Origin of the sequence: Chryseobacterium defluvii (assembly GCF_003634775.1) — a bacterium.
Classification (GTDB): Bacteria; Bacteroidota; Bacteroidia; order Flavobacteriales; family Weeksellaceae; genus Chryseobacterium; species Chryseobacterium defluvii.
This window is the reverse complement of sequence record NZ_RBXB01000002.1, coordinates 172873-186807: the sequence shown is the minus strand read 5'-3', so window position 1 is coordinate 186807 and position 13935 is coordinate 172873. Positions and strand designations below refer to the sequence as shown.

Here is a 13935-nt window from a genome sequence, read left to right as displayed (position 1 = left end):
TTAGTTTTTTGTAGATTTTTCCTTTTCCAGAACAAAAATATCATCAACTATTTCTCCGTTAAAGTCGGCTTCCAAAATATAATATCCTATAGGTTCTAAATTATCTAAATAAATATCATTGAAAATATACAATCCAATCCTTGTATCAATGGTAGCTTCCGAATACTTTTTATTGATTGTATAACTGTATTCATCAAAAATAGTCTGTATTTCAGATCTCTCATATCCATTCAAAAAATGCACTTCACTTTTCAATCCCTCTGAAATAATTTCTTCTAAAGATTCAAATGCTTTTTCTCTCAATTTAAATTCTTCACAGATTGTAAGCAATTTTTGTTCGAGGTCTTCTTCTATTTTCATAACAATGCAGTTATTTTTTTAAATTTCCAAATTACTTAATTTTCATTAAAATCGGCTTTCATTTTCAAGTCCGTCATTAAAATATTTTATCGTAATTTTAATCTAAGCATGTTTAAAAGATAAAAGATGGAATTTTTACAGGATCATTCTATTCAAAATGAGCTTTTGCTGATTTTCATTTCCGTGCTTCTTGGTGTTTTAATCGGTGCGGAACGTGAATACCGAAACAAGTCCGCGGGATTGCGAACCTTTATTCTGGTGTGTTTCGGAGCATGCCTGTTTACTATCCTTTCTATTAAAATCGGCACTGATGATCCGGATCGCATCGCCGCTAACATTATCACGGGAATTGGTTTTTTAGGCGCAGGTGTGATATTCAAAGGAGATAATAAAATTGACGGAATCACTACCGCAACCACCATTTGGGCGACGGCTTCCATAGGGATGGCGGTAGGTTCAGGGTATGTGTACCTTTCTCTTTTAGGAACTATTTTAGTGTTGCTGGTATTAAGTGCTCTTACCTATCTGGAAGATATTATAGATAAAAATCATAAGATCATAGAATATAAAATCGAAACTGTAAATTCCGGCGATATTCTTCACTGTGAAGAGCTTTTCAAAAAATATCATCTGAAATCTAAGGCATCCAAACAACAATATTCACAAGGAAACCTGAGTACAACCTGGATACTGACAGGTAAAAAAATAAATCATGAATCTCTTATAAAAGAACTGAGAAGTGACAGCAAAATTATCGCTTACCAGTTTTAGGATAAAAAAATAAAGGCTAAACGCCTTTATTTATCATTTATTTTTTCTTGAATACGTAGAGGTCTTTATTCGGACCGTCAATTTCTTTTCCTTCAAGATCCAGCTGAATAAGTTTATTTTCTCCTACTTTATATTTATACTTTGCACTTTTACCGCTTAAAGTAATTATACTTCCCGTAGCATCCCATACGAAAGTACCTTTGTCTTCGTTTTTAGATTTCCTGTCGATATATTCTTCCGTAATGCTGAAAGTTTTATCCTTATTCAATGTTAAAGTTGTCTTTATTCCGGGGCAATCAGCACAAGGAACCGTAGCCTCATACGTCCCGTTCCAATCCAGAGAATTCTGAGAATTATCTGCTGTTGCAGCTGTAGTGGGAGAAGCTGTAGTATCAGCAGGAGTTTGAACCGTTGCAATCGTATCTGTTGAAATAGCAGTTACTTCTTGGGGTTTTTGCTTGGAACATGAAGCTAATACGATAACAGCAACAATTCCTGATAAGAATGTTTGATTTTTCATAACAATATTTTAGTGGTTAACCTTTATAACGCAATTTGCGGAAGTATTATTACATTTTTGTTTTTAACCGGCTGTTTTATCTTTTAACGTATGCTTAGGATTTATATCCTGTATGTTTATTTTTCTTTGTAAATTAGGGCAAAATTTTGATTATGACAAAAAAGATACTTTTATCTGTATTTCTTTTGCCGGCTGCAATGGCTTTTGCTCAACAGTATGGTGGAATGTGGATTCCTACAGAGCTTAATGAAAAGGAAATGAAAGATTTGGGAATGAAAATCTCTGCCAAGGACATCTTCAACCCACAAAAAGCAAGCATTAAGGATGCAGTTGTTCAGTTCAATGGCGGATGTACTGCGGAAATTATTTCCCCGAAAGGATTATTATTAACCAATCACCACTGCGGATATGGGCAGATCCAGGCCCACTCAACGGTTGAGAACGATCTTTTAACGAACGGTTTCTGGGCCAAAAACATGAGTACGGAACTTCCCAATCCTGGCGTAACGGTTGATTTTATTGTAGATATCAAAGAAGTAACTAATCAAATTGTAGAAGGTACGGACAATCTTACGGAGCCTGAACTTTCCAAAAAAATCGCCAACAATATTGAGGTTTATAAAAATTCCCAGAAAATTGAACCTTACCAGTCTATTTCTGTGAAACCCATGTACTATGGAAATAAATATTATGCCTATACCATTGAAACATTTAAAGATGTTCGTCTGGTAGGTGCACCGCCTCAAAGCATCGGAAAATTTGGAAGTGATACGGATAACTGGGTGTGGCCGAGACATACGGGAGATTTCTCCATGTTCAGAATCTATGCCGACAAGAATAACAAACCGGCTGAGTATTCTAAGGATAATGTTCCTTACGTTCCGAAACATTACCTTCCGGTTTCCATCAAAGATAAAAACGAAAACGACTTCACGTTTGTATTCGGATTCCCGGGAAGAACTACAGAATATCTTCCGGCTATTGCAGTGGAAAAGATCATGAATGAAATTGATCCTGCAAGAATTGCCGTGCGTGATGTTGCGCTGAAAACATTAGACGAGAAAATGCGTGTGGATAATGCAACACGTATCAAATACGCCTCAAAATATGCTTCGGTAGCCAACTACTGGAAAAAATGGATCGGAGAAGTGGAAGGATTGAAAAAATCCAATGCGGTAGAGAAAAAAGTAATGTATGAAGGCTCGTTGGTTGCTAAAAATCCTGAAGTAAAAACGACTTTGGACCAGCTAAACAAACTGTATAACGATCAGGCTCCTTATGCTTTAAACAATGCCTATTATTCTGAAGTAATCAGAAATGCAGAAACATTAACGCTTGCCAATCTTTACTCCAATTATATTGCGGCTGTTGAAGCAGGAAGAATGGATGAAAAGAGCTTAGCTTCCTTCAAAAATAGGCTTTCTTCTTTCTATAAGGATTACAGTGCTGAACTGGATGCAAAAGTAACTGCTAAACTTTTAGCTTTATATGCGAGTAAAACAACCCCTCAGTTTTTACCTGCCGGGTTTGAAAAATATAAGAATGAAGCTCAGAATATCCAGTCTATTGAGGAAATCTCTAAAAATTCTATCATCACCGGAAGATCAGAAGTTAACGGAGCTTCTTTAGCACAGGATATTGATAAAGCATTTTCTAATCAGGATAAATTAATCAAAACCTTAAAGAAAGATCCGGTTTACCTACTGTTTACCAATCTAAAGGAAACATACATGAAAGCTGCTGATCCGCAATACACTTCTCTTCAGGCGAAGATTGATGCTTTGCAGAAGAAATTCATGGCTCAGCAAATGGCAACGGATAAAGACAGAAAATTCTTCCCGGATGCTAATTCAACCCTTCGTGTGACTTACGGAAAGGTAAAAGGCTCAACTCCTAGAGATGCGGTTTCTTACAACTACCAGACTCACTTAGCGGGAGTGATGGAAAAATACGTTCCGGGAGATTATGAGTTCGATGTTCCTAAAAAGCTGATCGATCTTTACAACAGGAAAGATTTTGGAGTGTATAAAGACAAAACAGGTGATGTTCCTGTAGGATTTACAGCAACCAACCATACTACCGGAGGAAATTCGGGAAGCCCTGCCTTGGATGCTTACGGAAACCTAGTAGGACTGAACTTCGACAGACAGTGGGAAGGAACTATGAGCGATATCAATTACGATCCGCGTTTCAGCCGAAACATCATGGTAGATACGAAATATATTCTTTTCATCATTGATAAATATGCCGATTCCAAATGGCTGATTGATGAAATGAAGATTGTAAAATAATACCTAATCAATAGTTTCGGCGGCGCTTTGCGCCGCCGAAACTATAAATAATAAAAGAGGCCTTGAAGGCCTCTTTTATTATCAATATCCGAAAATTTCTTCCAGCGTTACTTCCTTAAAGGGTCCCATTTGATGGACGGCATCCATATTCAGGTTCTCCTTTTTCCCGATAATAGCGGTATTGAAATGTAAAGGTTGTATAGAAGTCTGATAAAACTGTTTGATGTCTTCAAATTTCATCCCCTGAATCTGGTGATAAATATCTTTTCTGAAATCATGGGAAACTCCCAGTTTTTTGAGTTTCAACGTATTGAAAAAGACATTGGTTCTTGTAATTCTGGTAGATGCAATCTGTTTTAAGGCTGCATTTTTGGCATTTTCAAATTGAATCGGCACTTCCGGAAGATTAGTCATCAGATCGTTCATCGTATCTACTGCGATCTGAAGTTTATCCGGCTGAGTTCCGATATAAGTCGTTACATAATCCGGGTGTCCCAATTCAGCATTGGCAGCATAAGAAACATAAGCTGAATAAGCTAAGCTTTTACTTTCACGGATTTCCTGGAACACGATAGATGATAATCCACGCCCGAAATATTCGTTAAAAACATTGATTTTACCAAAATCTGCCGTATTCACGTTATTTCCTTTTCCAATTTTGCTCATTTCTATCTGAACCATATCATATCCTGTAAAGTATACATTCCCATCGGTTTCCGGTTCCGGATATTTTTTAGGCTCCGGAATAGTAAAGATTTCTGTTTCGATATATTGATCAATATATCCCTTGAAGCTCTCAAAATCTTTTCCGTAGAAGAATATTTCATAAGGGAATTTAAAAAGCTTTTTCATTCTGTCTGCAAAAACTTCTACCCTGCTGTTTTGCAGTTCTTCTTTGGAAATAATGTCTGTGAAACGTGAAAACGCCCCAAGTTTTGTATACGTCGTTAAAGCGGTCATGATCCGGTTTTTATCCTTTTTCACCGCTTCACGGTTTTCTAAAACAGTATCTACAAATTGTTTATAAATCTCCTGGTCAGGCTTCACTTCATACATCCAGTGCTGAAGCAGCCCAATTCCTTTTTCAATATTTTCTTCCAGCCCGCTCAACGAAATCATAAGCTGGTCCGGAGTCGTTTTAAAATCATTGCTTACCCCGATCTTGAAAAACTCTTTTTTCAGGTCTTCAGGTGAAAACTTTTCGGTTCCCAGATACTGCAGAACCTGAGTGGAAACACCCAAATCTCTGTCATGATCACTTCCGAAAGGGAAAATAAAATGAGCCTGGGCAATATCATTGTATTTATTAGTAACAAAACTCAGTTTCTTGTCTTTGATCTTATCTGTTATAATTTCTTTATGATAATCAAGAAATTCCGGCTGAATGTCTCCTGTTTTTTCAGAAAGTATCTGCTGTAAAAAAACAGATTGGGCTTCACGATTGATCTTAACAGGCGTAATTCCGGGATTTTCAACCCTTACCAGTTTATCATTAACTCCTTTTTCTTTATGGACAACAACATAATTATCTTTAAAAAATTCGTTGGCAAACTCTACCACATCCTCTTTGGTAAAAGATGCATATTCATCCATTTCGTTCAGCTCCTGCTCCCATGTTCTGTTTTTAATGTAAGTATCATAGAGGTTAGTGGCCAAACCTTCTGCTGTTTCAAGACCTTTCATTCTTTGAAGCTTAAAATCATTGATGATAGAAGGAAGCATCCAATCCGGGAATTCCCCTTTCTTCACCAGTTCTATCTGCTCCAACACCATATCCTTTGCCTCATCCAATGTTTGTGTTTCCTTGGGAACAGCTACAATGGAAAAATATCCATACTGCTTCAAACCGACAGAAAAAGCTTGTGCCCAAAGCATTTTTTGAGTCTGATTGATATTGAGGTCCAATAATCCTGCTTCACCCCTGTTGCTTAAAATATTCACGACAATATCCGCCAACATAGCTTCCCTTGTTCCATAGCTATCTGTTCGCCAGGCTAGTTGAACTCTTGGTGTAGTCGGGCTTTTCACCGCTCTTTTTACAATACCTGTAATTGGCTTTTCAATAACCGGAGTTTTCTTCGGCAGTTCTTTATAGGGAATTGCTCCGAAATACCGGTCTACAAGCTGAATGGTTTCTTCAAAATCAAGATCACCTACCAAAACCATGGCATAGTTATTAGGAACATAATATTCATCAAAATATTTATGAATAGCCTTCATGGAAGGGTTTTTCAGATGCTCCGGTCTCCCAAGCGTGGTTTGTTGCCCGTTCGGATGGGTTGGAAAAAGAGCGCTCATTAATTCGTAGTTGACCAATCGGGTATCATTGTCCTGTGCCCTGTTGAATTCTTCATACACCGACTCAAGTTCCGTATGAAAAAGACGCAGAACGATCTCAGAAAATCTTTCTTTCTCGATCTTCAGCCATTTTTCCAATTCGTTGTTCGGAATATTATTTTTATACACTGTTTCATCAAACCAGGTGTGCGCATTGGTTCCGCTTGCTCCCAGTGAAGAAATAATCTTGTCGTATTCATTGGCTATCGCATATTGGCTGGCCTCCTGAGAAATTTCGTCAATTTTTTTATAAATCTCTTTCTTTTTTTCAGGATCGGGCTCTGCTTTATGCCGCTCGTATAGCTCAGAAATCTGGTCCAGCAGAATTTTTTCTTTCTCCCAATCACGGGTTCCGATCTTTGAAGTTCCTTTGAACATCATATGTTCAAGATAATGCGCCAAACCTGTATTATCAGCCGGATCATTATTGCTTCCAGTTCTCACCGGGATGAACGTTTGAATTCTTGGAGCATCAAAATTCTGCGCAAGAAAAACCTTTAATCCGTTTTTCAGCGTATATATTCTTACTTTATTTTCGTCGTGAGTTACTGTAGTATATTCGTAATTGTTTGTATCGGTATGAAGCGTTTCTTTATACTTTCGGTCTGTCATATATAAATCCATATTCATTCTTTTTATCCTGAATGCCATACAAATGTAAGGAATAGAAAGAGATGCTATGTATTTTTATTTACTCTTGTATCTATAATGATATTTGAAAAAGTGAATTACTTAAGATCCTTTAGCTTTACAACCGCATGGGTCTGAAAATTTTCTGTCAGATTAAAAATTTTACCCAATTTCTGAGAAGCATTGATAAAAGAAATAAAAGTGCATAATTCTGAAATCTGTTGATCTGTAAAATATTCTTTCAACAAATCAAAATGACCACTTATAATAGAATGGTGGTCTTTACAAAACAATTCTGCAAACGCTGCGGCTATGGAAATTTTCATTTCAGAGGAATCAAAATCAGCCTTTCCGCCTTTAACCATACAGTATTCGCAGCCATTTTCAAACGCCATGGTTCTGCGGACCTGTTCCAGCAGTTCTTTATCTAAAGAGGTACTTTGCCAAAAAGTCTCTTCAAGCTGATTCCAGTTATGAAGGATGGTAACGTTATGGCCAATCAGTTTTTCAAAAGCAGTATTTCCGTTTTCAGAGAATGGTATTCTTGTCATTTTTTTTGATTTTATACTCATTCAAAGTTCGTTTTTATTAAATTTTCACTAAAGCGGAATTCACTGTAAAAATGATTAAATTTACCAGATTTAATTTATTTAACATACAATTACAACGAAAATGGCTTTAGATGAATATGATTACAAAATCCTCCAGATCCTGAATGAAAATTCAAGGCTGAGCTATGCTGAAATCGGAAGAAAAATTTCTTTATCACAATCAGCTACCAAAGAACGCGTATTGAATCTGGTCGAAAATGGAGTGATCAAACAATTTAGCGTGGATATAGATTTCACAAAACTGGGGTATGGATTAAAGGTTGTCATGAGCTTAAAGTTCAAGAATGATGAATTTAAAACATTCCTCAATAATTTATCAAGATTCCCTGAAATTATTAGCTGTAAGCGTATTACCGGTGAATACTGCCTGGTTGCAGAATGCATCCTGGCCGACAGCTCACACCTGGAAAACCTGATTGATCGCCTGATTCCTTATGGGATACCAACAACATCCGTTCAGCTTTCAGAGGTGAAAGTTGACCATTTTTTTAAACGTATGATTTAATTGGCACAATGTCTTAAGGTTGAAAAGTGTAGCGAAAATGATACGATCATCTTTTCCAAAACAGTAATTAAAAAAATAAAATTGTAATATCTTTTTTTTCAATAAAACTTCTCAACATTCATTTTGTTTATATAAGTTTACTTAAGTTTGCACTAGTTTTCCAAAAATTCACACCATGTCCGGAAACATTCTGATCATCGACGATGAGCTTAAACTCATTACACTTTTAGGAATGATCCTTTCTCAGGAAAATTTCAATGTAAAAGAAGCTTCCACTGCCCGTTCTGCAATCACTATGCTTGAACAGTATGATTTTGATGTCGTATTAAGCGATGTCCGTCTGCCGGATGTCTTTGGAATCGACCTTGTAAAGTCCATCAAAACCAAATATCCTCATCTTGAAATTATTGTAATGACTGCTTTCGGAAATATTACGGATGCTGTTCAGGCGATGAAAAACGGTGCTTATGATTACCTTGTCAAGGGCGATGATAACGAGAAAATCATCCCTTTGGTCTATAAAGCATTGGAAAAAGTGAAAGACAACAGGTCTAAAATTGTTCAGAAAAATACTTCTCAAAAAGGATTTAATCAGATCATAGGAAGCTCTGTGGCTATCCTTCAGGCTAAAAAAATGGCAGAGAAGGTAGCATTGACCGACGCTACCGTACTTTTAACCGGAGAAACCGGGACCGGAAAAGAAGTTTTTGCCAATGCCATTCATGAAGGAAGCGATCGAAAGAAAAATAATTTTGTAGCGATCAACTGTTCCGCTTTCAGTAAAGAAATTCTGGAGAGTGAACTTTTCGGGCATAAGCAAGGGGCTTTTACAGGAGCAACGAAAGATAAAAAGGGATTGATAGAAGAAGCCAATGGCGGAACTCTATTTCTGGATGAAATCGGGGAAATGCCGATCGAGCTTCAGGCAAAGCTGCTCCGTGTGCTGGAAACCAGAGAATTTATTAAAATGGGCGAAACTAAAGTTTCCAGATCAGATTTCAGATTGATTGCCGCTACCAACAGAAATCTTGAAGACGAAATCAAGCAAGGGAATTTCAGGGAAGATCTGTATTTCAGGTTAAACGTATTCGAAATCAGCCTGCCTCCGCTCCGGGAACGAAAAGAAGATTTAAAAGTCCTGGCCAAAAGCTTTATTGATATTTTCTCCCATAAGCTTCATTTATCTTCCGTTCAGGTCAATCCGGAATATTATAAAACACTGGAAAAGAATGACTGGAAAGGAAACATTCGTGAATTAAGAAATACCATTGAAAGAAGCCTGATTCTGATGAATGACAATACGCTAGATTCGGAAAGTCTTCCACATTATACTGATAAAAACACCAGTGAAAACGATTCTCTGAGTATAAAATCTTTAGAAAAAGATCATATTCAGAAAGTTCTGCAATACACAAAAGGAAACAAAGCAGAAGCTGCCAGATTACTGGAAATAGGAATCGCTACGCTGTACCGCAAACTGGAGGAATACGGATTGAGGTAAACAGTTATAAGTTATGAGTTATAAGTTATGAGTTTGTGTAGATAACTTTAATACATTTTATCATATTAATAAAGAGCCTATCAAAATGATAGGCTTTCTTAATTTCCCACCTAAAGAGAAACAGGACTAACTTATTCATTTAAAAATACTTACAACAAACACCCCCAAAATGGATCTTCTTTTGGCATATAGCCTACAGATAAATATTAAAAAATGACAATTGTAAAAAAACCTCAGCGAACCGGAATATCCGGTTTTAGATTCTTAATGGCATTGTATGCTGTACTTATTGTGTTAACCCTAATTGTAAAACTGTCATGATGTTAGCTGTTTTGATACTTCTGTGTATCGTTATGTTTTGGCTGTTATATAAATCCGTAGAATTTTTTGATAAAATATAGAATACTATGTGGAGTTTATTTTTCCTTTCAATATTAGCCTTTGTGTACATCTGTTATGTTCTAATGAACCCTGAAAAATTTTAATCAATCATGAATACAGAAATTTTAGGCATCATTGCGATGTTTGTGATCACATTAGTTATCGGTATATTTTTAGGTAAATATATAGCTAATGTGTATGGCTATAAAAAAACGTTTTTAGACCCGGTTTTTGCCCCGGTAGAAAAATTTATATATGCAATTTCAGGAATCAATGCCCATAGGCAGATGACCTGGAAACAGAATATGTATGCCATGTTAACCATCAATCTTGTATGGTTTATCATTGGATTTTTCATTTTATTAAACCAGTCATGGCTTCCTCTCAATCCGGACGGAAATCCTGATATGTCTCCTGATCTTGCTTTTAATACGGCCATATCTTTCCTGGTTAACTGTAATCTTCAGCATTATTCGGGAGAAACAGGTGTAAGTTATTTAAGCCAGCTATATCTGATGTTTCTGCAATTTGTAACAGCAGCAACAGGAATGGCCGCTATGGCGGTACTTTTCAAGGCATTTAAAGATAAAACGACAACGGAATTAGGCAATTTTTATGACTTTTTAACCAAATCAATTATCAGGGTACTTATCCCGGTAAGTATCGTTGTGGCATTTATTCTTTCTGCGAACGGAAGCCCTATGACTTTTGAAGGGAAAGACCATATCACCACATTGGAAGGCCAGAAAGTGGATGTTTCCAGAGGTCCTGCCGCGGCTTTTATCGCCATTAAACATCTGGGAACAAACGGAGGTGGCTTTTTTGGAGCCAATTCGGCACATCCGTTGGAAAACCCGAATTACCTGACCAATATGACTGAAATGGTAACTCAAATGATTATTCCGTTTGCTTTGGTTTTTGCTTTAGGATTTTATTTAAATAAAAGAAAGCTTTCGTGGACGATTTTTACGGTGATGACCATCGGCTTTCTGGCACTTACCATCCCCAATATCATTAATGAGACCAACGGAAATCCATTGATTACTCAAATGGGTGCAGACAGTAATTTAGGAGCGATGGAAGGGAAAGAAATCCGTTTCGGAAGTGCTGCTTCGGCTTATTGGAGCATTGCCACCACCGTTATTTCAACCGGTTCCGTGAACGCAATGCATGACAGTACGATGCCGCTTTCAGGGATGAACCAGCTTCTTGCGATGATGATCAACTGCTTTTATGGAGGCTGCGGCGTCGGAATCCTGAATTATTTCATCTTCATCATTCTCGCTGTATTCATCAGTGGCTTAATGGTAGGAAGAACACCTGAATTTTTAGGCAAAAAGATCGAAGCCAAGGAAATGAAGATTGCGATGATCGTCGCTTTATTCCACCCGTTCTTAATTTTGGTGGGGACAGCTTTAACAGCATACTTCCCGGAATTTGGAGCAAAAACATTAAATAATCCGGGGTTTCACGGGTTCAGTGAAATGCTGTATGAATTTACTTCTTCTTCCGCGAACAACGGTTCCGGCTTTGAAGGGCTGGGCGACAACACTCCATGGTGGAATATTTCAACCGGAATTGTACTGCTCTTATCGAGATTTATCCCGATTATCGGACCCATTGCCATTGCAGGACTTTTGGCACAGAAGAAATACATCCCTGAAAGTGCCGGAACATTGAAAACGGATACAGCGACCTTTGGATTCATGACTTTAGCCGTGATTCTGCTGATCGCAGCACTATCCTTCTTCCCTGCCCTTACATTAGGACCGATTGCAGAACAGCTTCAATATTTCAGTCATTAAAAGATTTAAAAATTAAAATATTTAAAGATTAATAAATCATTAAGAGGAATTTAGAAGTGGAACCATTAGGGAAAATATTTTAAGCTTATTACTCTTAAACATTCCGAATAGCTCAATATTCTTAATAACTTAAATGAATCTTAATGGTTCAAAAAAATCAAAATTTAACCATTCAAAGCAATGAAAAATCAATCACAGACATTGTTTCAAAAAGATTTGGTGAACGAAGCCATCAAACAGTCTTTCGTCAAGTTGAATCCGAAAATCATGTTTAAAAATCCTGTCATGTTCCTGGTGGAAATCGGGACGGCTGTTATGCTTATCGTAAGTATATTCAGCTTAACCGGAGACCACACACAAGGCAGTTTTTCATATAACTTTTCAGTATTTATTATTTTATTTTTCACGGTTCTTTTTGCCAATTTTGCAGAGGCCATCGCAGAAGCAAGAGGAAAAGCCCAGGCAGATACGTTACGAAAAACACGTGAAGAAACTCCTGCAAAGCTGGTTATCGAAAATAAACCGGGTTTTCAGGTAGAAACTGTTCTGAAAAAGTCTGCCGAAATGAAACTGGGAGATATTTTCTTTTGTGAAGCGGGAGATCAGATTCCGATGGACGGGGAAATCATCGAAGGTCTTGCGACTATTGACGAATCAGCCATCACAGGAGAAAGTGCACCGGTAATCCGTGAAGCCGGAGGTGATAAAAGCTCTGTAACCGGAGGTACAAAAGTACTTTCAGACAGAATCAAAGTGAAAGTCACTACGAAACCGGGTGAGTCTTTCCTGGATAAAATGATTGCTCTTGTGGAAGGGGCTTCAAGACAAAAAACCCCTAACGAAATTGCATTAACCATACTTTTAGCAGGATTCACTCTCACATTTATTGTCGTGACGGTGACCCTTAAACCTTTTGCAGATTATGCGCAGACTCCAATTACCATTGCGGCTTTTATATCCCTTTTTGTTTGCTTGATTCCGACAACGATTGGAGGCCTTCTTTCTGCCATCGGGATTGCCGGAATGGACAGGGCTTTAAGAGCCAACGTCATCACAAAAAGTGGTAAAGCGGTGGAAACAGCAGGAGATATAGATGTTCTGCTGCTTGATAAAACAGGAACCATTACCATTGGAAACCGTAAAGCCACTCAATTCCACCCTGCTAATAATATCCAAATAGATGAATTCATTAAGGCCTCTGCCTTAAGCTCTGTTGCCGATGAAACACCGGAAGGGAAATCAATTATAGAATTAAGCCAGTTAAAGACGGAAGATTTGATCGTTTCCAACCCTACTTATATTGATTTTACAGCCGAAACCAGAACTTCCGGGATTGATTTTGAAAATACGAGGATCCGAAAAGGAGCTTATGATACGATTAAAAAACTGACTGAAAAAGCAGACAATATTTTCCCTCAGGAAACTCAGGATGCCGTAACTAAAATTTCTGAAAACGGAGGAACACCACTGGTGGTTTCCGTGAATGAAAAAGTATGGGGGGTTATTGAACTTCAGGATATTATCAAAACAGGAATTCAGGAGCGTTTCCAGCGACTAAGAAAGATGGGAGTGAAAACGGTGATGGTAACGGGAGACAATCCTTTAACGGCAAAATTCATAGCAGAAAAAGCCGGTGTTGATGATTTCATTGCAGAAGCCAAGCCTGAAGATAAGATGAACTACATCAAAAAAGAGCAGCAGGAAGGGAAACTGGTGGCTATGATGGGAGACGGAACCAATGATGCCCCCGCTCTTGCTCAAGCCGATGTAGGTGTTGCCATGAACAGTGGGACGCAGGCTGCCAAAGAAGCAGGAAATATGGTGGATTTAGATAACGATCCTACCAAGCTGATTGAAATTGTTGAAATCGGGAAACAGCTGTTGATGACAAGAGGAACTTTAACCACATTCAGTATTGCGAATGATGTTGCCAAATATTTTGCGATCATTCCGGCATTGTTCATCACGTTTATTCCGGCGCTTCAGAAGTTGAATATCATGGATCTTCACAGCCCGGAAACAGCGATATTATCCGCGATTATTTTCAATGCAGTGATTATCCCTATTCTTATCCCATTAGCATTGAAAGGAGTTACCTATAAGCCCATCGGTGCAAGTGCTTTGTTGAGAAGAAACCTTTTGATCTATGGTTTGGGAGGGATTATCGCGCCATTCATCGGAATAAAAATTATTGATCTGTTTATCAGTTTATTCTTTTAAATT

The 13935-nt window shown here is 37.7% G+C and carries 10 protein-coding genes; 6 read left to right on the top strand and 4 right to left on the bottom strand.

Features of this window, described 5'->3' with window-relative positions; all coding sequences use genetic code 11:
• On the bottom strand, positions 1-360 hold the full coding sequence (locus BCF58_RS07645) for a hypothetical protein (protein WP_121461224.1): 360 nt from the start codon (positions 358-360) through the stop codon (positions 1-3).
• Between the two features lie 126 nt (positions 361-486).
• Between BCF58_RS07645 and BCF58_RS07640 the strand changes: the two genes are divergently transcribed.
• On the top strand, positions 487-1131 hold the full coding sequence (locus tag BCF58_RS07640) for an MgtC/SapB family protein (RefSeq protein WP_121461223.1): 645 nt from the start codon (positions 487-489) through the stop codon (positions 1129-1131).
• Positions 1132-1168: 37 nt separating this feature from the next.
• On the opposite strand, the gene BCF58_RS07635 is transcribed toward BCF58_RS07640, so the two are convergent.
• Entirely contained in the window at positions 1169-1651 is a 483-nt protein-coding gene (locus BCF58_RS07635; RefSeq protein WP_121461222.1) for a copper resistance protein NlpE, read from the bottom strand.
• Positions 1652-1803: 152 nt separating this feature from the next.
• Here BCF58_RS07635 and BCF58_RS07630 point away from each other — a divergent pair, with 152 nt between their 5' ends.
• Entirely contained in the window at positions 1804-3942 is a 2139-nt protein-coding gene (locus BCF58_RS07630) for a S46 family peptidase (RefSeq protein WP_121461221.1), read from the top strand.
• 81 nt (positions 3943-4023) lie between these two features.
• On the opposite strand, the gene BCF58_RS07625 is transcribed toward BCF58_RS07630, so the two are convergent.
• Positions 4024-6903: a M16 family metallopeptidase gene (locus BCF58_RS07625; protein ID WP_449384892.1), complete on the bottom strand. Its 2880-nt coding sequence runs from the start codon at positions 6901-6903 to the stop codon at positions 4024-4026.
• 104 nt (positions 6904-7007) lie between these two features.
• Positions 7008-7460 carry a carboxymuconolactone decarboxylase family protein gene (locus BCF58_RS07620; RefSeq protein ID WP_121461220.1) on the bottom strand — a complete coding sequence of 151 codons (453 nt, stop codon included), beginning with the start codon at positions 7458-7460 and terminating at the stop codon, positions 7008-7010.
• 121 nt (positions 7461-7581) lie between these two features.
• Between BCF58_RS07620 and BCF58_RS07615 the strand changes: the two genes are divergently transcribed.
• From BCF58_RS07615 to kdpB, 4 genes are all read left to right on the top strand, one after another.
• Positions 7582-8025, top strand: coding sequence for an Lrp/AsnC family transcriptional regulator (locus BCF58_RS07615; RefSeq protein WP_121461219.1), 444 nt, complete (start codon positions 7582-7584; stop codon positions 8023-8025).
• Positions 8026-8200: 175 nt separating this feature from the next.
• Positions 8201-9526, top strand: coding sequence for a sigma-54-dependent transcriptional regulator (locus BCF58_RS07610; protein WP_121461218.1), 1326 nt, complete (start codon positions 8201-8203; stop codon positions 9524-9526).
• A gap of 491 nt (positions 9527-10017) precedes the next feature.
• Positions 10018-11712 (top strand): potassium-transporting ATPase subunit KdpA, encoded by a 1695-nt coding sequence (gene kdpA, locus BCF58_RS07600; protein WP_121461217.1) that lies wholly within the window; start codon positions 10018-10020, stop codon positions 11710-11712.
• 180 nt (positions 11713-11892) lie between these two features.
• Positions 11893-13932, top strand: coding sequence for a potassium-transporting ATPase subunit KdpB (kdpB, locus tag BCF58_RS07595; protein WP_121461216.1), 2040 nt, complete (start codon positions 11893-11895; stop codon positions 13930-13932).
• Positions 13933-13935: the final 3 nt, after the last annotated feature.

What these genes read in the sequence shown, in the direction of transcription:
- BCF58_RS07645 (WP_121461224.1), bottom strand. Translation starts at nt 360, where the DNA reads ATGAAAATAGAAGAAGACCTCGAACAAAAATTGCTTACAATCTGTGAA.
- BCF58_RS07625 (WP_449384892.1), bottom strand. Translation starts at nt 6,903, where the DNA reads ATGGATTTATATATGACAGACCGAAAGTATAAAGAAACGCTTCATACC.
- BCF58_RS07610 (WP_121461218.1), top strand. Translation starts at nt 8,201, where the DNA reads ATGTCCGGAAACATTCTGATCATCGACGATGAGCTTAAACTCATTACA.
- BCF58_RS07635 (WP_121461222.1), bottom strand. Translation starts at nt 1,651, where the DNA reads ATGAAAAATCAAACATTCTTATCAGGAATTGTTGCTGTTATCGTATTA.
- kdpB (WP_121461216.1), top strand. Translation starts at nt 11,893, where the DNA reads ATGAAAAATCAATCACAGACATTGTTTCAAAAAGATTTGGTGAACGAA.
- BCF58_RS07630 (WP_121461221.1), top strand. Translation starts at nt 1,804, where the DNA reads ATGACAAAAAAGATACTTTTATCTGTATTTCTTTTGCCGGCTGCAATG.
- kdpA (WP_121461217.1), top strand. Translation starts at nt 10,018, where the DNA reads ATGAATACAGAAATTTTAGGCATCATTGCGATGTTTGTGATCACATTA.
- BCF58_RS07640 (WP_121461223.1), top strand. Translation starts at nt 487, where the DNA reads ATGGAATTTTTACAGGATCATTCTATTCAAAATGAGCTTTTGCTGATT.
- BCF58_RS07620 (WP_121461220.1), bottom strand. Translation starts at nt 7,460, where the DNA reads ATGACAAGAATACCATTCTCTGAAAACGGAAATACTGCTTTTGAAAAA.
- BCF58_RS07615 (WP_121461219.1), top strand. Translation starts at nt 7,582, where the DNA reads ATGGCTTTAGATGAATATGATTACAAAATCCTCCAGATCCTGAATGAA.